General features: G+C 70.1%; 19 protein-coding genes. 18 read left to right on the top strand and 1 reads right to left on the bottom strand.

Features of this window, described 5'->3' with window-relative positions; all coding sequences use genetic code 11:
• The first annotated feature begins 22 nt into the window (after nt 1-22).
• Entirely contained in the window at nt 23-712 is a 690-nt protein-coding gene (locus LV79_RS07235; RefSeq protein ID WP_253835873.1) for a demethylmenaquinone methyltransferase, read from the top strand.
• A 504-nt stretch (nt 713-1216) separates the two neighbouring features.
• Here the strand turns inward: LV79_RS07235 and LV79_RS07240 are convergent.
• Nucleotides 1217-1939, bottom strand: a complete 723-nt coding sequence (locus LV79_RS07240; RefSeq protein WP_253833340.1) for a DUF4328 domain-containing protein — start codon at nt 1937-1939, stop codon at nt 1217-1219.
• A gap of 111 nt (nt 1940-2050) precedes the next feature.
• Here LV79_RS07240 and LV79_RS07245 point away from each other — a divergent pair, with 111 nt between their 5' ends.
• The 17 genes from LV79_RS07245 (at nt 2051) to LV79_RS07325 (ending at nt 23509) form a co-directional block, all read left to right on the top strand.
• Nucleotides 2051-3343: a geranylgeranyl reductase family protein gene (locus tag LV79_RS07245; protein WP_253833342.1), complete on the top strand. Its 1293-nt coding sequence runs from the start codon at nt 2051-2053 to the stop codon at nt 3341-3343.
• A 934-nt stretch (nt 3344-4277) separates the two neighbouring features.
• Nucleotides 4278-4700, top strand: coding sequence for an NADH-quinone oxidoreductase subunit A (locus LV79_RS07250; RefSeq protein ID WP_372495278.1), 423 nt, complete (start codon nt 4278-4280; stop codon nt 4698-4700).
• Between the two features lie 17 nt (nt 4701-4717).
• Entirely contained in the window at nt 4718-5269 is a 552-nt protein-coding gene (locus tag LV79_RS07255) for a NuoB/complex I 20 kDa subunit family protein (RefSeq protein WP_092777490.1), read from the top strand.
• 4 nt (nt 5270-5273) lie between these two features.
• On the top strand, nt 5274-6068 hold the full coding sequence (locus tag LV79_RS07260) for an NADH-quinone oxidoreductase subunit C (protein WP_253833344.1): 795 nt from the start codon (nt 5274-5276) through the stop codon (nt 6066-6068).
• Complete coding sequence (locus tag LV79_RS07265; protein WP_253833346.1) at nt 6065-7387, top strand: NADH-quinone oxidoreductase subunit D; 1323 nt, start codon at nt 6065-6067, stop codon at nt 7385-7387. Before LV79_RS07260 ends, LV79_RS07265 begins: the two co-directional genes overlap by 4 nt.
• Nucleotides 7384-8244 (top strand): NADH-quinone oxidoreductase subunit NuoE, encoded by an 861-nt coding sequence (gene nuoE, locus LV79_RS07270; RefSeq protein WP_253833348.1) that lies wholly within the window; start codon nt 7384-7386, stop codon nt 8242-8244. Before LV79_RS07265 ends, nuoE begins: the two co-directional genes overlap by 4 nt.
• Nucleotides 8241-9554 (top strand): NADH-quinone oxidoreductase subunit NuoF, encoded by a 1314-nt coding sequence (nuoF, locus tag LV79_RS07275; protein ID WP_253833350.1) that lies wholly within the window; start codon nt 8241-8243, stop codon nt 9552-9554. Before nuoE ends, nuoF begins: the two co-directional genes overlap by 4 nt.
• Entirely contained in the window at nt 9551-11995 is a 2445-nt protein-coding gene (locus LV79_RS07280) for an NADH-quinone oxidoreductase subunit G (RefSeq protein ID WP_253833352.1), read from the top strand. Before nuoF ends, LV79_RS07280 begins: the two co-directional genes overlap by 4 nt.
• A complete protein-coding gene (gene nuoH, locus LV79_RS07285) occupies nt 11992-13293 on the top strand; it encodes an NADH-quinone oxidoreductase subunit NuoH (protein ID WP_253833354.1) in 1302 nt (433 codons plus the stop codon). The genes LV79_RS07280 and nuoH overlap by 4 nt, the downstream gene beginning before the upstream one ends.
• Nucleotides 13290-13817: an NADH-quinone oxidoreductase subunit NuoI gene (nuoI, locus tag LV79_RS07290; protein ID WP_253833356.1), complete on the top strand. Its 528-nt coding sequence runs from the start codon at nt 13290-13292 to the stop codon at nt 13815-13817. Before nuoH ends, nuoI begins: the two co-directional genes overlap by 4 nt.
• Complete coding sequence (locus LV79_RS07295) at nt 13814-14650, top strand: NADH-quinone oxidoreductase subunit J (protein ID WP_253833357.1); 837 nt, start codon at nt 13814-13816, stop codon at nt 14648-14650. The genes nuoI and LV79_RS07295 overlap by 4 nt, the downstream gene beginning before the upstream one ends.
• The gene (nuoK, locus tag LV79_RS07300; RefSeq protein WP_253833358.1) at nt 14647-14946 is read left to right on the top strand and encodes an NADH-quinone oxidoreductase subunit NuoK; all 300 of its coding nucleotides are present in this window, start codon (nt 14647-14649) and stop codon (nt 14944-14946) included. Before LV79_RS07295 ends, nuoK begins: the two co-directional genes overlap by 4 nt.
• Before the next feature lie 24 nt (nt 14947-14970).
• Nucleotides 14971-16914: an NADH-quinone oxidoreductase subunit L gene (gene nuoL / locus LV79_RS07305; protein WP_372495332.1), complete on the top strand. Its 1944-nt coding sequence runs from the start codon at nt 14971-14973 to the stop codon at nt 16912-16914.
• A complete protein-coding gene (locus tag LV79_RS07310; RefSeq protein WP_253833379.1) occupies nt 16911-18515 on the top strand; it encodes an NADH-quinone oxidoreductase subunit M in 1605 nt (534 codons plus the stop codon). The genes nuoL and LV79_RS07310 overlap by 4 nt, the downstream gene beginning before the upstream one ends.
• On the top strand, nt 18515-20098 hold the full coding sequence (gene nuoN / locus LV79_RS07315) for an NADH-quinone oxidoreductase subunit NuoN (RefSeq protein WP_253833381.1): 1584 nt from the start codon (nt 18515-18517) through the stop codon (nt 20096-20098). Before LV79_RS07310 ends, nuoN begins: the two co-directional genes overlap by 1 nt.
• Before the next feature lie 136 nt (nt 20099-20234).
• A complete protein-coding gene (locus tag LV79_RS07320) occupies nt 20235-21242 on the top strand; it encodes a polyprenyl synthetase family protein (RefSeq protein WP_285469495.1) in 1008 nt (335 codons plus the stop codon).
• Nucleotides 21243-21388: 146 nt separating this feature from the next.
• Complete coding sequence (locus tag LV79_RS07325) at nt 21389-23509, top strand: sunset domain-containing protein (protein ID WP_253833383.1); 2121 nt, start codon at nt 21389-21391, stop codon at nt 23507-23509.
• Nucleotides 23510-23606 lie beyond the last annotated feature (97 nt).

Here is a 23606-nt window from a genome sequence, read left to right on the forward strand (position 1 = left end):
ACCCTCGTAGTCTGCGCACATGATGGCCCGCGCCGGTTTGGACAAGGACCCCCGCGACATCGCCGTGATGTTCGACGGGGTCGCCAAGGGGTACGACCGCACCAACACGGTGATGACGATGGGCTTCGACCGCCGCTGGCGCGAGATCACCCGCCAGGTGCTCGACGCCGCGCCGGGGGAGAAGGTGCTCGACCTCGCCGCCGGGACCGCCGTGTCCACGGTGGAGTACGCCCGCTCCGGCGCCTGGTGCGTCGCGGCCGACTTCTCCCTGGAGATGCTGCGCGGGGGTGCCGACCGGGGGGTGCCCAGGGTCGCCGCCGACGCGTTCCACCTGCCGTTCGCCACCGACGCCTTCGACGCGGTCACCGTGTCCTTCGGCCTGCGGAACATGAACGACACCGTCGCTGCCCTCACCGAGATGCGCCGCGTCGTCCGCCCCGGCGGCCGCCTGGTGATCTGCGAGGTCTCTCAACCGCCGCTGCGCCCGCTGCGTTGGCTCTACCGCAACACCGTGCTGCGCGGTCTGCCCCTGATCACCAAGCCGTTCTCGTCCAACAGCGAGGCCTACTCCTACCTCGCCGAGTCCATGCGCGACTGGCACGACCAGCGCGCCGTGGCCCAGCTCATCGCCACCGCGGGCTGGCGCGACGTCGAATGGCTCAACCTCACCTTCGGCGTCGTCGCCCTGCACCGAGCGATCAACCCGGCCTAGCCCTCTCTCGCCGGCAATCCCCTCGAAGCCCCGAACGTCGGCACCAGGCGCCCACAAGCCGTCCCGCCGCTCCCGAAGCCCCGCTCAGCTCTCGGAGGCCCACCCCACGCCACCCCGGCGGCCGCGTCAGCCCGCTTCCGGAGGCCGTCCCCGCGACTCCCAGCCCCCACCCTCTCCGGGGGGCGTCCCCGATGCCAGTCTACCGGGGGTGGGGGTCGGCGCGAAGGGGTCGCGGTTGCCTGTGGACAACTCGAGGGGTTGTGGATAACGCGAACTGGGGAAATGAGGGGGAGTGGCAAGGGATTTCACCTGGTCAGGGGACTGTGCGGCTGTTGGTCGAGGCCGACGCGGCCAGGATCGAGGCGGAGAGAACCGACCCGGCTGGGTACCGACGCGGACGGGCCGATGCGCAGAGGAGCGACCTGATCAGGACCGACCCGGCCGGGACCGGCGGGGAGGGGCCAGCGCGGCGAGAGCGACGCGGCCAGGAAGGACCAGCGCGGTCTAGCGGATGAGCTCGCGGTCGTCCTGCCAGCGGTCGACGCGGCGCATGATGATGAGGATGGCCAAGGCGGTGAGCACGGCTAGGCCGCCGCTGATCGAGTTGGCGAAGAAGACCGACTCGAAGGTGGCGACCGAGCTGTCCCGGGTCAGCAGGTTGACCGCGAACAGGTCGACGGCGTGCATCAGCACGAACAGCGCCCACCAGATCGCGATCAGCTTGCTCGCGGGGACCTTCCGCAGGTCGCCGCCCCGTGCGGGGGTGTCGGGCCTGCTCGCGCGCCAGACGTCGCCTAGCACCATCTGCGGCAGCCACAGGTTGCCGATCGGTACGAACCACGCGAGCACCGCCCACCGGATGCGCAGCCGTTGAGGCGCGTCACACATGCGGGCGGAGTTGATCCGTGCGCGCCAGAGCCACGCCAGGAACGCGATGCCGGATAGCGCTACCCCGGCCAGCCAGGCGTAAGACAGGAGGGTGGTGCGCTCTGTCGCTTCCCGCAGTTGGTCCTCCGTGACCGTTGGCACTGCCGAGAACACGTCCCTGACCAGCCAATACGACCGCCACGACTGCCATGCCGCTAAGAGGGCGACAGCGGTGCTGAGGAGGATAAGAGCGGATGCGACGAACCGGGCGGCGCGCGCGGGCTTGGCTCGGGGAAGATCTGGTGGGAGCTGCACCACGGGGATGCCGAACGCCGGTGTGGCCTGGTCTGGGTCGGTCATCAGCGGCGTCTCCTGCTCTGGCGCGTCCCCGGTGGATCGCTGATCACAGTCCAGCCGTTTCACTTGCCTCTAGACTCGACCGAGTACGTGAAGGCTTTCACAAGGAGCGCGATGAGCACGACTGTCGGCCGCCGCAAGGCTGGCGAGGACGCTGAGGTCATCGTGGTCGGTGCCGGTCCAGCCGGGTCGACCGCGGCGACCTACCTGGCCAGGGCCGGGCTCGACGTGCTCCTGCTGGAGAAGAGCACCTTCCCCCGGGAGAAGGTCTGCGGCGACGGGCTGACCCCGCGCGGCGTCAAGCAGCTCATCGACCTGGGTATCGACACCCGCGAGGAAGCGGGCTGGCTGCACAACCGCGGCCTGCGTGTGGTCGGCGGCGGCATCACCATGGAGCTGGACTGGCCGGACCTGGCCACGTTCCCCCCATACGGCGTCGTCCGCCCCCGTCAGGACTTCGACGAGATGCTGGCCCGCACCGCGCAGCGCGCCGGGGCCCGGCTGCTGGAGCAGACCACGGTCACCGGCGCGGTCGTCGAGCGCGGCCGGGTCGTCGGCGTCAGCGCCAAGGCCGGTCCGGACAAGGCCCCGGTCACCTACCGCGCGCCGCTGGTCCTCGCCTGCGACGGCGTGTCGGCCCGGCTGGCCCTGTCGGTCGGCATGGAGAAGATCGACAGCAGGCCGATGGGGGTCGCGGTCCGCAGGTACTACGCCTCGCCGCGCAGCAAGGACGACTACCTGGAGTCGCACCTGGAGCTGTGGGACCGCTCCGACCCGGCCAACCCGGTGCTGCTGCCCGGCTACGGCTGGATCTTCGGCATGGGCGACGGCACGGTCAACGTCGGCCTCGGCATCCTGTCCACGTCCAAGGCCTTCGGCAGCACCGACTACCGCCAGCTGATGCGCTCCTGGCTGGACGGCACCCCCGAGGAGTGGGGCTTCCGCGAACCCAACGCCATCGGCAAGGTCGGCGGCGCTGCCCTGCCCATGGGCTTCAACCGCACCCCGCACTACCGCGACGGCCTGCTGCTGGTCGGCGACGCGGGCGGCATGGTCAACCCGTTCAACGGCGAGGGCATCGGCTACGCCATGGAATCGGCCCGCATCGCCGCCGAGGTCGTGGTGCAGGCCCTCGCCCGCGCCGAGGGCCCCGCCCGCGAACGCGCCCTCGAGGGCTACCCCGTCGCCATGCGCCAAGCCCTCGGCAGCTACTACCGCCTCGGCAACGTCTTCTCCCGCCTCATCGGCAACCCCACCGTCATGGGCGTCGCCACCAAGTACGGCCTGCCCCGCAAGACCCTGATGAAGCTCGTCCTCAAACTCCTCGCAGGCCTCTACGACCCCAAGGACGGCGACGCCTACGACCGCATCATCACCGCCGCCACCCGCCTGACCCCCAGCGCCTGACCCCTATGCCTTCGTGGCAGAAACAAGAGCGGCAAGCTCCACTGGCACGACATGAAGCGCGAAGCGCGGATGCAGGCTGCCAGAACTCTTGCCGCAGCGGGTGGCAGTCATGTGGTCGTGCTCGGAACGGCGGTCGCCATCGCGGAGCAAGAGCGGGGTCGGGCGAAGTGTTCGGAACGCCTCGTTGACGAACTGCACGTCCGGGGTGTGACTGCTCTGGGCTGCCGCCATCTTCGCTGGCGCTGCCCATACAGGCCTTGCGGGTGCTTCTGAGCCGTGGGACATGCTCGCCCCCCGGGTGACCGAGTGCGCTGTCCCGATCAGACAGTGATTGATCAGCCTCAAGACATGCGCAGGGCCAGGGTCCCCCGGTATTCCCCGGGGAGCACCTGGCCGTACGACTCGCCGCCCGCCCACGACGGGGGACTCCTCTGGTGCGCGCGGTCAGGGTCCCGGTCTGCCCCGGGGAGCACCTGACCGCACGGCTCGTCCGCCGCCCGCGGCGGGGGACTCTCGGGGGTCAAGCTACTGGGTCGGCCGGGTATTCGGGGGGTTGAGTTCGGGTCTATCACTCGGTTGTGTGGCTGGACTGCGCGATTCCGTACCGCGCACCAGAATTCATTCGATGAGTTCTCGAATTGGTCTGGTAGCTGGTGCAAGCGGCGCGTTAGCGCTGGTCAGCGGTCTGGAAAGGATCATCGAGTGTTCACGGAGAGTTGCCGAGGGGGTCCGGTTTCCGGCTGTGAGCAAGGTCCTACACTGGCCGGGACGCGTGTGAAGCCGTTCACAACTCCGAGCCGAGCTTGTGAATGTTTTCACAAGCGCGTCAAACTGTCGGTTAGGTGAGCCTAACCGACGGTGGTGAGAACCAGGGCCCATAGGGTTCCGGCCGAGGACGCGGGAAAGGACGACGAAGGTGCCCACGCTCAGGCCTTTGCTCACGGAGTCGCTAGCCCTAGCACCATCGGCACAGCCGCCGGACGTGGTGTCCAACCTGGGTGTCTACCTGCCCCTGGTGGTCATGTTCGTGCTGGCCGCGGGCTTCGCCGTGTTCTCCGCGCTGCTCGGTCCGCTGCTCGGACCCAGCCGCTACAACCGGGCGAAGGTGGCCGCCTACGAGTGCGGCATCGAGCCGTCGCCGCAGCCGGTCATCGGCGGTGGTCGCGTCCCGGTCGCGTACTACCTGACCGCCATGCTCTTCATCCTCTTCGACATCGAGATGGTGTTCCTCTACCCGTTCGCGGTGTCGGCGGACTTCCTCGGCCTGTTCGGCCTGGTCGAGATCTTCTTGTTCATCGCGACAGTCGGCTTCGCCTACGCCTACGTGTGGCGGCGCGGCGGGCTCGACTGGAACTGAAAGGGGGGCGGACGGACATGGGTATCGAGGAGAAGCTTCCCAACGGCATCATGTTGGCCAGCCTGGAGAAGCTGGTGAACTGGGGCCGCAAGAACTCGCTGTGGCCCGCGACGTTCGGCCTGGCCTGCTGCGCCATCGAGATGATGACCACCGGCGGCCCGCGCTACGACATCGCCCGGTTCGGCATGGAGGCCTTCCGGGCCTCGCCGCGCCAGGCGGACCTGATGATCGTGGCCGGTCGGGTGACCAACAAGATGGCCCCGGTGCTGCGCCAGATCTACGACCAGATGGCCGAGCCGCGCTGGGTGCTGGCGATGGGCGTGTGCGCCTCCTCCGGCGGCATGTTCAACAACTACGCCGTGGTGCAGGGCGTCGACCACGTGGTCCCGGTGGACATGTACCTGCCCGGCTGCCCGCCGCGGCCGGAGATGCTGCTCGACGCGATCCTCAAGCTGCACGCCAAGATCGGCGACGAGCCGATCAACGCGACCCGCGCGGCGATCCGCGCGGCCAGCGGTGCCCGCACGGAACTGATTGCCTCATCCGTGAAGTTCGCCAAGAAGAAGTGACCTGATGGCTGACAACCCCACCACACCGGAAGCCGACGCGGGCAAGGAGACGGGCGCCGCGCACTCCAGCGCCCAGCAGCCCGCCGAGGGGCTCAACGACCCCACCGCCGTCGCCGAGCACACCAACGCGCCCGCCGAGCCGGTCCAGGCCGGTCGCACCCGCAAGGGCATGTTCAACGTCGCGGGCACCGGCGACACCTCCGGCTTCGGCGGTCTCGTGCTGCCCGCCTACAGCCCGGCCCCGGCCGAGCGGCCCTACGGCGGCTGGTTCGACGAGTTCACCGACGACCTCAACGCCGCGATGGCGACCAGGGGCGTTCCGGCGGACGCGATCCAGCAGGTCACCGTCGACCGCGGCGAGATCACCTACTACGTCCACCGCGACCACCTGCTCGAGCTGTGCCGGTTGCTGCGCGACGAGCCCGCGCTGCGCTTCGAGCTGTGCAGCTCGGTGTCCGGTGTGGACTACGGCGTGGACGTGCCGCAGCGCCTGCACTCGGTGTACCACCTCACGTCGATGACCTACCGGCGCCGGATCCGGCTCGAGGTCGCCGTGGACGTGGACGACGCGCACATCCCCTCGGTGGTCGAGGTCTACCCGACCGCCGACTGGCAGGAGCGCGAGGCCTGGGACATGTTCGGCATCGTCTACGACGGCCACCCCGCGCTGACCCGCATCCTCATGCCGGACGACTGGGACGGCCACCCCCAGCGCAAGGACTACCCGCTCGGCGGGATCCCGGTGGAGTACAAGGGCGCGGAGATCCCTCCGCCGGACCAGCGGAGGTCGTACTCGTGACCACCAGCGAGAACATCCAGGATGCCAGCTCCAGGGACACCACCGAGGGCCGCGTCTACACGGTCACCGGCGGCGACTGGGACACCGTCCTCGAGGACGCCATCCACGACGAGCGCATCGTCATCAACCTCGGTCCGCAGCACCCGTCCACGCACGGCGTGCTGCGGCTGGTGCTCGAGCTCGAGGGCGAGTCGGTCACCCAGGCCCGCAGCGTCATCGGCTACCTGCACACCGGCATCGAGAAGAACTGCGAGTACCGGACCTGGACCCAGGGCGTCACCTTCGTGACGCGGATGGACTACCTGGCGCCGCTGTCCAACGAGGCCGCCTACTGCCTCGCGGTGGAGAAGCTGCTGGGCATCGAGGCGCCGCGCCGGGCGCAGGTCATCCGGGTGCTGCTGCTGGAGATCAACCGCATCTCCTCGCACCTGGTGGCGCTGGCCACCGGCGGCATGGAGCTGGGCTCGCTGACCGCGATGACCTCCGGCTTCCGCGAGCGCGAGGAAGCGCTGCACGTGCTGGAGTTCATCACCGGCCTGCGGATGAACCACGCGTTCATCCGCCCCGGTGGCGTGGCCCAGGACCTGCCGGACGGCTACGAGGTCAAGGTCAAAGAGTTCCTGCAGACGATGAACAAGCGGCTGCCGGACTACGACAAGCTGCTGACCGGTCAGCCGATCTGGCGCAACCGGCTCAAGGACGTCGGCTACCTCCCGGTGGACGCCTGCCTCGCGCTCGGCGTCACCGGCCCGATCCTGCGCTCCGCGGGCCTGCCGTGGGACCTGCGCAAGACCGAGCCGTACCTGGGCTACGAGGAGTACGACTTCGAGGTCCCGACCTCCAACGACGCCGACTCCTTCGCCCGCTACCTGCTGCGCGTCGAGGAGATCCACCAGTCGCTGCGGATCATCAACCAGGCGCTCAAGAAGCTCGAGCCCGGCCCGGTGATGGTCGAGGACCAGAAGGTCGCCTGGCCCGCCAAGCTGACCATCGGCCCGGACGGCATGGGCAACTCCCTCGAGCACGTCCGCAAGATCATGGGTCAGTCGATGGAGTCGCTGATCCACCACTTCAAGCTGGTCACCGAGGGCTTCCACGTCCCGGCGGGCCAGGTGTACGTGCCGGTGGAGTCCCCGCGCGGCGAACTGGGCTACCACCTGGTCTCCGACGGCGGTACCCGCCCGCTGCGCGTGCACGTGCGCGAACCCAGCTTCGTGAACCTGCAGTCGATGCCCGCGATGTCCGAGGGCGGCCAGGTCGCCGACGTGATCGCGGCCGTGGCGTCGATCGACCCCGTGATGGGAGGGTGTGACCGTTGAGCAGCACCGGTTCCACGTACGGCGGCTCCAGCGTCGGCGCCGGGCGGACGCACCAGGCGTCGGTGGGTGACACCGACGTGCTGGCCGTCTCCCCGGTCGAGGCCGAGCACCTGGTCACCGACATCGCCGAGGACCTCAGCGTCTTCGACGGGCTGACCGTCGAGCGGGCGCAGGCGATCATCGCGCGCTACCCGCAGGCGCGGTCGGCGCTGCTGCCGATGCTGCACCTGGTGCAGTCGGTCGAGGGCAGGGTCAGCCAGGCGGGCATCCAGTTCTGCGCCCTGCAGCTGAACCTGAGCGCCGCCGAGGTCAGCGCGGTCGCGACCTTCTACACCATGTACAAGCGCAAGACCTGCGGCGAGCACCTGGTCAGCGTCTGCACCAACACGCTGTGCGCGGTGCTGGGCGGCGACGAGATCTACAAGAAGCTCGGCGAGCACCTCGGTGAGGGCGGCAAGCGCGTCGGCCACAACGAGACCGCGGGCGAGCCCGGTGCGCCCGGTTCGATCACGCTGGAGCACGCCGAGTGCCTGGCGGCCTGCGACCTCGGTCCGGTCATCCAGGTCAACTACGAGTTCTACGACAACCAGACCCCGGAGAAGGCCGTCGAGCTGGTGGACGCGCTGCGCCGCGGCGAGAAGCCCGCGCCGACCCGGGGCGCCCCGCTGCGCGACTTCCGCACCGCGGAGCTGGAGCTGGCCGGGTTCTGGCCCGAGGACGAGCCGGGCTACCGGGCCACTGTGGACGGTCCGTCGGCCGCGGTCGAGACCCTGCGCGGCGCCAAGCTGGCCGAGGACCGCGGCTGGACCGCGCCCGCCATGCCGAACCCGCCCCTCCCGGAGGTGGAGAAGAAGTGACTACCCCGGTGAACAAGCCCGCCCCGGTGACCCCGGTGCTGACCAAGCGCTGGCTGTCCCCGACCTCGTGGTCGATCAAGACCTACGAGCAGCTCGAGGGCTACACCGCGCTGCGCAAGGCGCTCGCGGGCACCCCCGAGCAGCTCGTCGAGCTGGTGAAGGCATCCGGTCTGCGCGGTCGTGGCGGCGCGGGCTTCCCGGCGGGCATCAAGTGGTCGTTCATGCCCCCCAACGAGGACAAGCCGCACTACCTGGTGATCAACGCCGACGAGGGCGAGCCGGGGACCTGCAAGGACATCCCGCTGATGATGGCCGACCCGCACTCGCTGATCGAGGGCTGCGTCATCGCCTCGTACGCGATGCGGTCGCACCACTGCTTCATCTACGTGCGCGGCGAGGCATTGCACTGCATCCGCCGCCTCAACGCCGCGGTGCGCGAGGCGCACGCGGCGGGCTACCTCGGCAAGGACATCCTGGGCTCCGGGTTCGACCTGGAGATCACCGTCCACGCCGGGGCGGGCGCCTACATCTGCGGTGAGGAGACCGCGCTGCTCGACTCGCTGGAGGGCCGTCGCGGCCAGCCGCGGCTCAAGCCGCCGTTCCCCGCCGCCGCGGGCCTCTACGCCGCACCGACCACGGTGAACAACGTCGAGACCATCGCCAGCGTGCCGTTCATCGTCAACGGCGGCTCGGACTGGTTCCGCACCATGGGCACCGAGAAGTCGCCCGGCCCGAAGATCTACTCGATCTCCGGGCACGTCACCAACCCCGGCCAGTTCGAGGCGCCGCTGGGCACCACGCTGCGCGAGCTGCTCGAGTTGGCCGGTGGCATGAAGGACGGCGTCCCGCTCAAGTTCTGGACCCCGGGCGGCTCGTCGACCCCGATGTTCACCGCCGAGCACCTCGACGTCCCGCTGGACTTCGAGGGCGCGGCGGCCGCGGGCTCCATGCTCGGCACCACCGCGGTGATGGTCTTCAACGAGACCGTGTCCGTGCCGTGGGCCGTGATGAAGTGGACGCAGTTCTACGAGCACGAGTCCTGCGGCAAGTGCACCCCGTGCCGCGAGGGGACCTACTGGCTCACCGGGATCCTGGAGCGGATGGTCGAGGGCAAGGGCACCGAGTCCGACATCGACACCCTGCTCGACATCTGCGACAACATCCTGGGCCGGTCGTTCTGCGCGCTCGGCGACGGCGCGGTCAGCCCGATCACCAGCGGCATCAAGTACTTCCGCGACGAGTTCCTGGCGCTGTGCGACCAGAACCGCGCGGGGCGCAACTCCCAGGCTTACGCAGGAGCGCAGTCATGACCATCGCGCCGGAGAACCCCACCACGACGAAGCCGCCGGTGCCGGAGGGCTACGTGCGGCTCGTCGTCGACGGCCACGAGGTGGACGCCCCCAAGGGCGAGCTGGTCATCCGCACCGCGGAGCGCCTCGGCATCCAGATCCCCCGGTTCTGCGACCACCCGCTGCTCGAACCGGCCGGGGCCTGCCGCCAGTGCCTCGTCGAGGTCGAGATGGGCGGGCGGCCGATGCCCAAGCCGCAGGCCTCCTGCACCATCACCGTCGCCGACGGCATGGTGGTCAAGACCCAGCTGACCTCGCCGGTCGCCGACAAGGCGCAGCAGGGTGTGATGGAGCTGCTGCTCATCAACCACCCGCTGGACTGCCCGATCTGCGACAAGGGCGGCGAGTGCCCGCTGCAGAACCAGGCGATGGCGCACGGCCGCACCGAGTCCCGCTTCGTCGAGACCAAGCGGACCTTCGCCAAGCCGATCCCGGTGTCCACCCAGGTGCTGCTCGACCGGGAGCGCTGCGTGCTGTGCCAGCGCTGCACCCGGTTCTCCGCGCAGATCGCCGGTGACCCGTTCATCGAGCTGCTCGAGCGCGGCGCCCAGCAGCAGATCGGCATCGCCGAGGAGAAGCCCTTCCAGAGCTACTTCTCCGGCAACACCATCCAGATCTGCCCGGTCGGCGCGCTCACCAGCGCCGCCTACCGGTTCCGGTCCCGCCCGTTCGACCTGGTGTCCACCCCGAGCGTGTGCGAGCACTGCTCCTCCGGGTGCGCCGAGCGCACGGACTGGCGGCGCGGCAAGGTCATGCGCAAGCTCGCTGGCGACGACCCCGAGGTCAACGAGGAGTGGATCTGCGACCGGGGCCGCTTCGCCTTCCGCTACGCCACCCTCGGCGACCGGATCACCCGGCCGCTGGTGCGCGACGCGGCGACCGGTGAGCTCGTCGAGTCCAGCTGGACCGAGGCGCTGCAGGTCGCGGCGGCCGGGCTGGTCAAGGCGCGCGACGGCAAGGGCGTCGGGGTGCTCGCGGGCGGTCGGCTGACCGTCGAGGACGCCTACTCCTACGCCAAGTTCGCCCGGATCGCGCTGGGCACCAACGACATCGACTTCCGCGCCCGGCCGCACTCGGCCGAGGAGCTGGAGTTCCTGGCGTCCACTGTGGTCGGCACCACCCCGGAGACCGGGGTGACCTTCACCGGCATCGAGCACGCCCCGGCCGCGCTGCTGGTCGCGCTCGACCCGGAGGAGGAGGCCCCGATCGTGTTCCTGCGGCTGCGCAAGGCGGCCCGCAAGAACCGGACGAAGGTCTTCCACCTCGGCCAGTGGACGACGCCGAGCGTCACCAAGACCAACGGCACGCTGCTCGCCTGTGTTCCCGGCAGCGAGCCTGCCGCGCTCGACGGTCTCGCCGCGCACGCCCCCGACGTCACCGCCGCCCTCGGCACCGCAGGGTCGGTGATCCTGGTCGGCGAGCGCGCCGCGCAGGTCCCCGGCCTGCTCAGCGCGGTGCTGCGGCTGGCTGGCTCGACCGGCGCCAAGATCGCCTGGATCCCGCGGCGGGCCGGTGAGCGCGGCGCGCTCGACGCCGGTGCCGCGCCGACCCTGCTGCCAGGTGGCCGCCTGGTCGCCGACGCCGACGCCCGCGCCGCGGTCGAGCAGACCTGGGGCCTGGCCGCCGGTTCGCTGCCCGCGACACCGGGCCGCGACACCGACGCGATCCTCGCCGCCGCCGACAACCACAAGCTCGACGGCCTGGTCATCGGCGGGGTCGACCCGTACGACCTGGCCGACCCGGAGCTGGCGCTGCGCGCGATCGCCGAGGCCGGGTTCGTGGTGAGCCTGGAACTGCGGCACAGCGCGGCGACCGCGCTCGCCGACGTGGTGCTGCCGATCGCCCCCGCGGTGGAGAAGTCCGGCAGCTACCTCAACTGGGAGGGTCGCCGCCGCGAGTTCGGCAGCACCCTGGAGAGCACCGGCGCGCTGCCCGACGGCCGGGTCCTGGACTCGCTCGCCGTCGAGATGGACGTCGACCTGTTCACCCAGACCCCGGCCGCGAGCGCGGCCGACCTGGCCAGGCTCGGCTCGGTCGCCCGCTCGGCCACCGCCCCGGACGTCGCGGCCACCGCGGCGCCGACGGCCGGTGCCGGGCAGGCCGTGCTGGCGAGCTGGCGGCAGCTGCTGGACAACGGGTCGGCGCAGGACGGTGAGCCGAACCTGGCTGGTACCGCGCGCCAGGTCTACGCCCGGCTCTCGCTCAAGACCGCGACCGACCTCGGTGTCGCGGGAACCGCCAGGGTGGCGACCGACCGCGGCGCGGTCACCGTGCCGGTTCAGATCGCGGACCTGCCGGACGGCGTTGTCTGGCTGCCAGGCAACTCCGCGGGCTCGACCGTGCGCAGGACCCTCGGGGTCGGCCACGGTGCCGTGGTGACGGTGAGTGGAGGCAATTCATGACCAGGGCCCAACTCCTGGCCGACGACCCGATCTGGCTGATCCTGATCAAGGCGGTCGTGCTGCTGCTGCTCGGCGCGGTGGCGACGATGGCAATGATCATCCTGGAGCGCAAGATCGTCGCCAGGATGCAGCACCGGCCCGGTCCCAACCGGGTCGGGCCCAACGGCTGGTTCCAGTCCATCGCCGACGCGATCAAGCTCCCGTTCAAGGAGCAGATCATCCCGGACACCGCGGACCGGAAGGTGTACTTCCTGGCCCCGATCATGTCCACCATCCCGGCGTTCCTGGCCTTCTCGGTGATCCCGTTCGGCCCGGAGGTCTCGATCTTCGGCGAGCGCACCGTGCTGCAGCTGGTCGACCTGCCGGTCGGCGTGCTGGTGGTGCTGGCCTGCTCCTCGATGGGCGTCTACGGCATCGTGCTCGCGGGCTGGTCCTCCGGCTCCCCGTACCCGCTGCTGGGCGGTCTGCGGTCGGCGGCGCAGGTGATCTCCTACGAGATCGCGATGGGACTGTCCATCGTGGCCGTGATCCTCTACTCGGGATCGCTGTCCACCGGTGACATCGTCGACAAGCAGGCCAGCGGCTGGTACTTCTACCTGCTGATCCCCAGCTTCGTCATCTACTTCATCTCGATGATCGGCGAGACCAACCGGGCGCCGTTCGACCTCCCCGAGGCCGAGTCCGAGCTGGTCGGCGGTTTCCACACCGAGTACAGCTCGATGAAGTTCGCGCTGTTCTTCCTCGCCGAGTACGTCAACATGGTCATCGTCTCCGCCTTCTGCACCACGCTGTTCTTCGGCGGGTACATGGCGCCGTGGCCGATCTCGCTGATCGACGAGAACTACTTCAACACCGGCTGGTGGCCGCTGCTGTGGTTCTTCGGCAAGACCTGGATCTTCCTGTTCGTCTTCATCTGGCTGCGCGGCACGCTGCCCCGGATGCGCTACGACCAGTTCATGCGGCTGGGCTGGAAGGTCCTCGTCCCGGCCAACCTGGTCTGGATCGTGCTCGTGGTCGCGCTGCGCGCGATCCGCAACGAGAGCGAGATCTCGACCAGCACCTTCCTCATCGTCGGCGGCATCGCGCTGCTGGTGCTCATCGGCGTGGTGTTCCTGCTGCCCGAGCGGGCACCGGCGCCGGACGGGCCGGTCGTACCGGTCACCGGCGGTGGCTACCCGGTCCCGCCGCTCGACCTCAAGGTCCCGGACAAGGCCGACCTCAAGCCCAGGGTGCGCCGCAGGCGGGAGAAGGCGGCCGTCGGTGCGGGCGCCGACGTGCAGAAGGAGGCTGGGCAGTGAGCATCTTCGACCCCCTCAAGGGGTTCGGCGTGACGTTCTCGACGATGTTCAAGAAGGTCGTCACCGAGGAGTACCCGGAGAACTTCCCCGGCACCGCGCCCCGCTACCACGGCCGCCACCAGCTCAACCGGCACCCGGACGGGCTGGAGAAGTGCGTCGGCTGCGAGCTGTGCGCGTGGGCCTGCCCGGCCGACGCGATCTTCGTCGAGGGCGGCGACAACACCGACGACGACCGCTACTCCCCTGGTGAGCGCTACGGCGCCGACTACCAGATCAACTACCTGCGCTGCATCGGCTGCGGCCTGTGCGTCGAGGCCTGCCCGACCCGGTCGCTGACCATGCTCAACGACTTCGAGCTCGCCGACGACGACCGGCAGCGGCTGATCTACACCAAGGAGCAGCTGCTGGCGCCGCTACTGCCCGGCATGGAGCAGCCGCCGCACCCGATGCGCCTCGGTGAGAACGAGCAGGACTACTACGTCAACGGCCCGCAGCTGGCTCGGAACGCGGAGGCGGCGAAGTGAGCGCTCTCCTGTTGGCCCAGGAGGCCGCGACGCACGTCACCACCGGTGAGGCGATCGCGTTCTGGGTGCTCGGCCCGCTCGCCCTCGCTGGCGGGCTCGGCATGCTCTTCGCCCGCAACGCGGTGCACTCGGCGCTGTTCCTGGTGCTGACCATGCTCAGCCTCGGGGTCATCTACATGGTCCAGCAGGGCCCGTTCCTCGGGTTCGTGCAGATCATCGTCTACACCGGCGCGATCATGATGCTGTTCCTGTTCGTGCTCATGCTGGTGGGCAGGGACTCCTCGGACTCGGTCGTCGAGGTGCTGCGCGGCCAGCGGTTGTGGGCCACGGTGTTCGGCGTCGGGCTCGCGGTGCTGATCGTGGCCGCCGTCGCCCGCGCGTTCACCGACGTCCGGCCGGTCGGCCTGGCGGGCGAGACCGCGAACGGCGGCCAGGGCAACGTCTACAACATCGGCAAGGCCCTGTTCACCGACTACGTCTTCCCGTTCGAGCTGACCTCGGCGCTGCTCATCACCGCCGCCGTCGGCGCGATGGTGCTCGGCTACGTCGACCGGCACACCCGCGGCCGCAAGACGCAGAAGGAACTGGTCGAGGCCCGCTTCCGCGGTGAGCACGACCGGCCGTCCCCGCTGCCGGGTCCCGGCGTGTTCGCCACCTCCAACTCGGTCGCCACCCCGGCGCTGCTGCCCGACGGCTCGGTCGCCGAGGAGTCGCTCTCGCGGCTCATCGACGCGACCGCCTCGGCCAAGCTCGACGAGGAGCGCAAGGCCGTCGCGGGCACCCTGCCCGGTCCGGACGCCCGCGCGCTCGCCCCAGGCAAGGAGGAGTCGTGACCCCGACGTACTACCTGCTGCTGTCCGCACTGCTGTTCACCATCGGCGCCGTCGGCGTCCTGGTGCGGCGCAACGCCATCGTGGTGTTCATGTGCGTCGAGCTGATGCTCAACGCGGTGAACCTGTCGCTGGTGACGTTCTCGCGGATCAACGGCGGTCTTGACGGCCAGATCATGGCGTTCTTCGTGATGGTCGTGGCGGCGGCCGAGGTGGTGGTCGGTCTGGCGATCATCATGTCGATCTTCCGGACCCGCCGGACCGCGTCGGTCGACGACTCCAACCTGCTGAAGTACTAAGGGGAACCTCCGGTGACGGGAACCATCAACCTCGCGGCCGAGGTTCAGCAGGCCTCCGGGGTCGCGAACCTCGCGTGGCTGCTGCTCGTGCTGCCCGCCTTCGGCGCGGCCGTGCTGCTGATCGCGGGCCGCCGCGCCGACAAGTGGGGCCACCTGCTCGGCAGCGCCACGGTCATCGGCGCGTTCGCCTACGCCGTGCTGCTGTTCTTCGACACGACGTCGTTGGCCGCCGACGACCGCACCCGCGAAGCGCACCTGTTCGACTGGATCTCGATCCACAGCCTGAACGTCGAGTTCGGACTGCGGCTCGACCCGCTGTCGCTGACCTTCGTGCTGCTGATCACCGGGGTCGGGTCGCTGATCCACATCTACTCCATCGGCTACATGTCCGACGACCGGGACCGGCGGCGGTTCTTCGCCTACCTGAACCTGTTCGTCTCGGCGATGCTGCTGCTGGTGCTCGGCAACGGGTTCGTGACCCTCTACTTCGGCTGGGAGGGCGTCGGTCTCGCCTCCTACCTGCTGATCGGCTGGTACCAGGGCAAGGACTTCGCGGCCACGGCGGCGAAGAAGGCGTTCCTGATGAACCGGGTCGGCGACGTCGGCCTGGCGCTGGCGATCTTCCTGATGTTCAAGAACATGGGCAGCACCCAGTACTCGGTGGTGTTCGACAAGATCGGCGAGCAGTCGACCGGCGTGATCGTGGCCATCGGCATCCTGCTGCTGCTCGGCGCCTGCGGTAAGTCGGGCCAGTTCCCGCTGCAGGCCTGGCTGCCGGACGCGATGGCCGGTCCGACACCGGTGTCCGCGCTGATCCACGCCGCGACGATGGTGACCGCGGGCGTCTACCTGATCGCCCGCTCCAACCCGCTGTACTCGCTGCCGCAGGCCGAGGACGCCCGGCTGGTCGTGATGATCGTCGGCGCGGTGACGCTGCTGATCGGGTGCGTCATCGGCTGCGCCTACGACGACTTCAAGAAGGTGCTGGCCTACTCGACGGTCAGCCAGATCGGCTACATGATCCTGGCCGTCGGCCTCGGCCCGGCCGGGTACGCCTTCGGCATCCTGCACCTGCTCACGCACGGCTTCTTCAAGGCGGGGCTGTTCCTCGGTGCCGGTTCGGTCATGCACGGCATGAACGACGAGGGCGACATCCGCCGACTCGGCGGGCTCGCCAAGAAGATGCCGATCACCTTCATCACCTGGACGCTGGGCTACCTGGCGCTGATCGGGTTCCCGTTCCTGTCCGGCTACTTCTCCAAGGACGCCATCATCGCCGCGGCGTTCAGCGAGGGCGGCAGCCGCGGCTGGATCTTCGGCGGCATCGCGCTGCTGGGCGCGGGCCTGACCGCGTTCTACATGACCCGCCTGCTGATCCTGGTGTTCCTGGGCAAGCCGCGCTGGGAGAACCTCAAGAGCGAGGACGGTCGGGCCTACCACCCGCACGAGTCCGGCTGGACCATGACGCTGCCGATGATCGTCCTGGCGGTCGGCTCGGTCGGCGCGGGCGCCATCCTCTCCGGCGTGCTCCCCGAGTGGCTGGCCCCCACCCTCGGCGAGCTGGTCGAGGAGCACGGTCCGCTCTCGCACACCGTGATCGCGATCCTGACCGTGGCCATCTCGGCCATCGGCGCGGGCATCGCCTTCGCCCTGTTCGGTCGCCGCGAGCAGCCGGTCACCCGGCCGCAGCGGGTGTCCTTCCCGGTCCGCGCCGCGCGCGCCGACCTCTACGGCAACCACCTCAACGAGGCGCTGTTCGCCCGCCCCGGCGTCTGGCTCACCAGGTTCCTGGTGTTCGTCGACAACCGCGGCGTCGACGGCCTGGTCAACGGCATCGCGGCGGGCCTGGGCGGTAGCTCGGGTCGGCTGCGCAGGCTGCAGACCGGCTTCGTCCGCTCGTACGCGCTGTCCATGCTCGGAGGGTCGATCCTGGTGATCGCCGCACTGCTGATGGTGAGGTTCGCATGAGCACCTCCTCGACCGGGTCCTGGCTGCTGGCGGCGTTGCTGCTGCTGCCGCTGGTCGGTGCCGCCGTCGTGGTCGCGCTGCGCGGCAACGACAGCACCGCCAAGGCCGCCGCGCTGGCCTTCTCGATCGCCGAGTTCGCGCTCGCCATCGTGGCTTGGGTCCAGTTCGAGCCGGGCGGTGCCCGGCTGCAGCAGGCCTTCTCGTTCGACTGGATCCCGGCCTTCGGCGTGCACGTCTCGTTCGCCGTGGACGGCATCGCGCTGGCGATGATCGCGGTCATCGGCCTGCTGGTGCCGCTGGTGATCGGCGCGGGCTGGCTGGACAAGCTGCCCGAGGGCCGCACCAAGGGCGGCTTCTTCGCGCTGATCCTTCTGGAGCAGGCGCTGACCGTCGGCGTGTTCGCCGCGACCGACGTGTTCCTGTTCTACGTGCTGTTCGAGATCATGCTGATCCCGATGTACTTCCTGATCGGCTCCTACGGCGGGGCGCGCAGGCAGTACGCGGCGGTCAAGTTCTTCCTGTACTCGTTCCTCGGCGGCCTGATCATGCTGGCCTCGGTGATCGGCTGCTACGTGCTGGCCGTCGAGCAGAACGGCACCGGCACCTTCGAGTGGGCCGAGCTGGTCAAGGTGGTCAGCACCGCGCCGCTGGAGACGCAGATCTGGCTGTTCCTCGGCTTCTTCGCGGCCTTCGCGATCAAGGCGCCGCTGGTGCCGGTGCACACCTGGCTGCCCGACGCCACGGCCGAGGCGCCGATCGGGGTCGCCGTCCTGCTGGTCGGCATCCTGGACAAGGTCGGCACCTTCGGCTTCCTGCGCTACCTGCTGCCGATGTTCCCCCTGGCCAGCAAGGAACTCGCGCCGCTGGTGCTGGTGCTCGCGGTGGCAGGCGTGATCTACGGCTCGATGCTGGCCACCGGGCAGCGGGACATGAAGCGGTTCCTCGCCTACGTCTCGATCGCCCACTTCGGCTTCATCGCGCTGGGCATCTTCGCCTTCAGCTCCCAGGCGATGGTCGGCTCGGTGACCTACATGGTCAACCACAGCCTCGCCACCGGCATGCTCATCCTGGTGGTCGGCATGGTCATCGCCCGCGGCGGTTCCAGCCGGGTCGCCGACTACGGCGGCATGGCCAAGCTGACCCCGGTGCTGGCGGCCATGCTGCTCATCGCGGGCCTGAGCTCGATGTCGCTGCCGGGCACCAACTCGTTCGTCAGCGAGTTCCTGGTGCTCATCGGCTCCTTCCCCAACGCACCGGTCTACACGATCATCGCCACGGTCGGCATGGTCCTCGCCGCGCTCTACGTGCTGTGGCTCTACCAGCGGGTCATGCAGGGACCGGTGCGCGGTGACGCGCTGGTCGGCGCCGCGGGCGGTCCCGGCACCATGGTCGACCCCGCGGTCGGCGCGAAGAAGGCGATCGCGGACCTGAGCGGTCGGGAGAAGCTGGTCCTCGCCCCGCTGGTGGTGCTGATCATCGGGCTCGGGTTCTTCCCGAAGCCCGTGCTCGACGTCGTGACTCCGGCCGTGGACGCCACGATGTGCCAGGCGGCCCTGGCCGACCCGGTCCAGTCTGGAGAGAGGCAGTTGCAGTGTCGGTGATGTCCTCCGTGCTCCTGCTCGCCCAGGAGCAGGCGCCCGCCGCCCCGGTCCGGGCCGAGGCGCCCCCGGTGACGGCGATCTGGCCGATCCTCATCGTGCTGGGTGCCGCGTGCCTGAGCGTGCTGTTCGAGGCCCTGCTGCCCAAGGACCTGCGGTGGTCCTTCCAGGTCGCGTTGACCCTGCTGACCATCGCGGCCGCGGGCGTCAAGCTGATCACCTACGTCTCCGACGCGCCCGCCGCGGGGGAGACGGCGATGTTCGGCACGCTCGCCGTTGACCGGCCCGCGCTGTTCTTGTGGGGCACGCTGCTGGCGCTCTCCTTGGGCGCCGTGCTGCTGATCGCGGACCGCTCGGTCGAACCGGGCGGTTCGTTCGTGGCCACCGCCGCGATCCGGCCCGGCACCGTGCAGGACCGCGCCCAGGTCGCCTCCACCGGCATGCAGACCGAGGTCTTCCCGCTGACGCTGTTCGCGCTCGGCGGCATGATGACCTTCTGCGCGGCCAACGACCTGCTGACCATGTTCGTCGCGCTGGAAGTGCTGTCGCTGCCGCTGTACCTGATGTGCGGCCTCGCCCGCCGTCGCCGCCTGCTCTCGCAGGAAGCGGCGGTCAAGTACTTCCTGCTCGGCGCCTTCGCCTCCGCGTTCTTCCTCTACGGTGTCGCGCTGCTCTACGGCTACGCGGGCTCGGTCCGGCTGGCCGACATCGCCGAGGCTGCCGCGGGCAGTGACCGCTCCGACACGCTGCTGTTCGCGGGCATGGGCCTGCTGGTGGTCGGCCTGCTGTTCAAGGCGGCCGTCGGTCCGTTCCACACCTGGACCCCGGACGTCTACCAGGGCGCGCCGACCCCGGTCACCGCGTTCATGGCCGCCTGCACCAAGGTCGCCGCGTTCGGCGGGATCCTGCGCGTGCTGCAGGTCGCGCTGGAGTCGACCCAGTGGGAGTGGCGCGGGGTGCTGTGGGGCGTGGCCATCGTGTCGATGGTGATCGGCGCGGTGCTCGGCCTGACCCAGACCGACGTCAAGCGCATGATCGCCTACTCCTCGGTGGCGCACGCGGGCTTCCTGCTCATCGGCTCCATCGCGGTGACCGACAAGGGCCTGTCCAGCACGCTGTTCTACCTGCTCACCTACGGCTTCACCACGATCGCCACGTTCGGCGTGATCAGCCTGGTGCGCGACTCCTCCGGTGAGGCGACGCACCTGTCGCAGTGGGCAGGCCTGGCCAAGCGGTCGCCGCTGCTGGCCGGGGTGTTCACCTTCCTGCTGCTCGCGCTCGCGGGCATCCCGCTCACCAGCGGGTTCGTCGGCAAGTTCGTGGTGTTCGAGGCCGCGCTGTCCGACGGCATGGGCCCGCTGGTCGTGGTGGCCCTCGTGGCTTCCGCGGTGGCCGCGTTCTTCTACCTGCGGGTGATCGTGCTCATGTACTTCAGCGAGCCCGCCGCGGACGGTCCGACGGTCACCGTGCCGGGGGCGTTCACCACCGCCGCGATCACCCTCGGGGTCATCATCACGCTGCTGCTGGGCATCGCCCCGGCGTTCGCGCTCGACTGGGCGTCGAGCGGCGTGTTCGCCATCCGGTAACCCCAGATCGGTTGTCCTGTCGCGAAGGCCACCTCCCACCCGGGGGGTGGCCTTCGAGACATCCAGGCCTGGTCACGCCGGGATGCCAAGTAGGCTCGGCATTCCACAGCCACAGCTGATCAGGAGTGCCGCCGCCGTGACCACCACCGAGAACTCCGGCATCCCCGCGTTCCTGGGGCTCGACGACGCCGACCCGGTGTTGGTCAGCACCGTCACCGAGGGGTTGGCCAAGGTCGAGTCGCGGCTGCGCGAGGTGGTGCACAGCGACTTCGAGTTCGTCGACGAGGCCGCGCTGCACCTGGTGAAGGCCGGGGGCAAGCGCTTCCGCCCGCTGTTCACGCTGCTCGCCGCCCAGTTCAACCAGGGGAGCACCGACCACGTGATCACCGCGGCCGCCGCGGTCGAGCTGGTGCACCTGGCGACGCTCTACCACGACGACGTGATGGACGAGGCCACCATGCGCCGCGGCGACGCGAGCGCGAACGCCAGGTGGGACAACTCGGTGGCCATCCTGACCGGCGACTTCCTGTTCGCGCACGCCTCGATGCTGGTCGCCGACCTGGGCGCCGACGCGACCAGGGTGATCGCCGAGACCATGCGCGAGCTGGTCACCGGGCAGCTGCGGGAGACCGTCGGCCCCGGCGACGCCGACCCGATCGAGCACTACCTGTCGGTGATCGCGCAGAAGACCGGCTCGCTGATCGCCACCGCCGCCCGCTACGGCGGCATGTTCTCCGGGGCGTCGGCGGCCGAGGTGCGCGCGCTGTGCCGCTTCGGTGACCTGATCGGCGCCGCGTTCCAGATCTCCGACGACGTCATCGACATCGCCTCGCCCGCCGACGAGTCCGGCAAGACCCCCGGCACCGACCTGCGCGAGGGCGTGCGCACGCTGCCGATGCTCTACGCGCTGGCCGACGGCGGCGACGTCCGGCTGCACCAGCTGCTCGCCGGTCCGATCACCGACGACGCAGAGGTCGAGGAGGCGCTCGGCCTGCTCCGCCGCTCGGGTGGTCTAGACCGCGCCCGGCAGACGCTGGACTCCTATGCGGACCGCGCCTATGCGGAATTGGCCGCACTACCCGCGTGTGCGGCCCGCGACGCGCTGGAGCTACTGACACGTTATGTAGTCGCCCGAACCCGATGAGGCACTCTCGCGCGTACCGAACTGTGACGTAGCGGCTAATTGCGCGGCATGCCGCCGATGGTCCGACGCGTCGCAGTAACCTCCCCTAGGCTTGAGCAACCGTATGCCGCGTCGACCGGGACGCGACCGGGAGGGAGACATCGGCGATGCCGTTCTTCGGGCAGGTGTGGGTGTGGAGCCTCGCCGGTTTCCTGGTCGGAGCGGCCCTGTGCTGGCTGCTGATCGCCCTCCCCGCCCGCAAGCGCGCCACCGAGCTGGAGGGCAGGCTCACCGCCGTCCGCAAGCGCGAGTCGCGGCTGGCCGCCGAGGACAGCGGCTACACCGCGGCGCTGGTGCCAGGCTTCACCGACTCCCGCGACGACACCGGGTACGTCCAGCCGCGGCGCACCGGTGAGGACTCCATCCGGCGCGGGCTGCTGACGCTGTCGGACGAGGACGAGAACGGCCTGCGCTCGATGCCCGCCCCCGCCACCGGGGTCGACGAGCGCGCCGAGTACGACCGCGACGACCGGCTGGGTCACGACGACGACGGTGCCGAGCGGTACGACCGGGATGATCACGACGACCGGGATGAGCGCGAAGACCGTGACGACCGGGCTGACCGGTTCGACGGTGGGCGCTACGACGACGAGGACCGGCACGACCGGTTCGAGGGCGAGCGCGCCGACGGTGACCGGCTCGACGACGACCGGCACGGGGATGACCGGGACGACGACGAGCGGCACGACGACGAGGACCGGCACGGCGATGAGCGGCATGACGACGACCAGATTGCCGGCGATCGGCTCGACGGGGACCGGCTTGCCGGGGACGACGAGCGGGTCGAGCGGGACTGGGACCGCGAGCCGGAGCCGAGCGCCGCGGAGCTGACGCAGTACATCCCGCCCGCCGTCGAGTCCGGCACCGACTACCGCGAGGACGCGGCCGCCGAGGTCGCCGACTACCGCGACGGGTTCCGCGCCGCCGCCGAGCAGGACGCGGACCGCGAGGGCGCCGACTACCGCGAGGGCTTCCGGGCCGCCGCCGAGCACGCCGACGACCCCGACTGGTTCGACCGCGACCGGCCCGACCGCCTGGTCGACGACCTCGACGAGTCGGTCGACAGCGAGACCGAGTCCCCCTACTACGCCGACGACGACCGCCCGGCCCGCGGCAGCGTCCCCGGTGACCACAGCGCCGAGGACCACCGCTTCGCCGGTGACCACGCCCCCGAGGACGACGCCGACGACCTCGACGACGAGCGGCCCGCCGCCGGGTACGAGCGCGACGACGACACCGGCACGATCTTCACCCAGCACACGACGCCGATCCCGGCCGAGCTGATCCGCCGCATCGACGCCGAGGGCGCCGGTGGCGAGGTCGACCACGCCGCCCCGGTCAACGGCACGGCGCTGTCCGACGCCGCCCTGGTCGACGACCTCGACGACGAGCCCGACTTCGACCGCACCGGCTTCCTCGACCCCGAGGCGGTCGCCCGCTACGGCGACCACGCCGCCAGCGGTGACCTGACCGACGACGAGCAGTACGCGCCGGTCAGCCACGACACCGACGAGGAGACCCCGGAACGCCGCGCTGACGACCCCGCGCTCAACACCGTCGACGCGACGCGGTTCGCGCTGGCGGAGCCCGTCGAGCCGGAGGTCGAGCGGCAGCCCGCGCACGCCGCGGTCGAGTTGGAACCGGTTGGTCCCGTCGAGCAGGAACCGGCGCTGGCGGTGACCGACCAGCCCGGGTTCCAGCAGCCAATTCAGCCGACGCCCGCTTACGCGGAGGCGCTGCCGGAGAGGAGCTCGAGCGTGTTGCCCAAGCGGGTCCCCGCCAAGCCGCAGAACAGGTTCCCCTTCGGCGTGCAGACCTCGTCCGCGCCTGCCGCGCCCGTCCCCGCCGCGATACCCGAGCCGGTCGCCGTGGCCAGGCAGACCACCCCGGACCGCGAGCGGTCGCTGTTCGAGCCGATCCTGCCCGCCGACACCGCCGAGGCGGCCAAGCCCGCGCCCCCGCCGCCGAACCGGCTGCGCGGCGCCAGGACCCTGCAGCAGTCCCCGTCCGGCGTCGACCCGTTCGTCCCGCCCGGCCCGTTCGGCCCCGGCTCGGCGATGCCGCTGCCCGGCGGCCGCTCCCCGTCGAGCGAGTACACCATCAAGGCCAGCGTGACCGCCCTGCGCTACTGCGCCCCGGACTCGGCCAAGTTCGACCGCACGGTCGCCGAGGTCTGGTTCCGCTCGGTCGCCGACGCCGAACGGGTCGGCTTCCGCCCCCTCGGCTGAGGTCACTCGATAGTGGCCGGTCCGGGTCCCGTCCGGCCGCGCCTAGGTGGCACCTGCCCACCCAGAGTGATACAAGGGTTCTCAGGCTGTGCCCGAC

The sequence above is a fragment of the Actinokineospora globicatena genome (assembly GCF_024171945.1).
GTDB classification, from domain to species: domain Bacteria; phylum Actinomycetota; class Actinomycetes; order Mycobacteriales; family Pseudonocardiaceae; genus Actinokineospora; species Actinokineospora globicatena.

Coding starts and splice junctions, on each gene's coding strand:
- LV79_RS07255 (WP_092777490.1), top strand. CDS start 4,718: ATGGGTATCGAGGAGAAGCTTCCCAACGGCATCATGTTGGCCAGCCTG.
- LV79_RS07280 (WP_253833352.1), top strand. CDS start 9,551: ATGACCATCGCGCCGGAGAACCCCACCACGACGAAGCCGCCGGTGCCG.
- nuoH (WP_253833354.1), top strand. CDS start 11,992: ATGACCAGGGCCCAACTCCTGGCCGACGACCCGATCTGGCTGATCCTG.
- LV79_RS07240 (WP_253833340.1), bottom strand. CDS start 1,939: ATGACCGACCCAGACCAGGCCACACCGGCGTTCGGCATCCCCGTGGTG.
- LV79_RS07310 (WP_253833379.1), top strand. CDS start 16,911: ATGAGCACCTCCTCGACCGGGTCCTGGCTGCTGGCGGCGTTGCTGCTG.
- LV79_RS07245 (WP_253833342.1), top strand. CDS start 2,051: ATGAGCACGACTGTCGGCCGCCGCAAGGCTGGCGAGGACGCTGAGGTC.
- LV79_RS07260 (WP_253833344.1), top strand. CDS start 5,274: ATGGCTGACAACCCCACCACACCGGAAGCCGACGCGGGCAAGGAGACG.
- LV79_RS07235 (WP_253835873.1), top strand. CDS start 23: ATGGCCCGCGCCGGTTTGGACAAGGACCCCCGCGACATCGCCGTGATG.
- nuoN (WP_253833381.1), top strand. CDS start 18,515: ATGTCCTCCGTGCTCCTGCTCGCCCAGGAGCAGGCGCCCGCCGCCCCG.
- LV79_RS07325 (WP_253833383.1), top strand. CDS start 21,389: ATGCCGTTCTTCGGGCAGGTGTGGGTGTGGAGCCTCGCCGGTTTCCTG.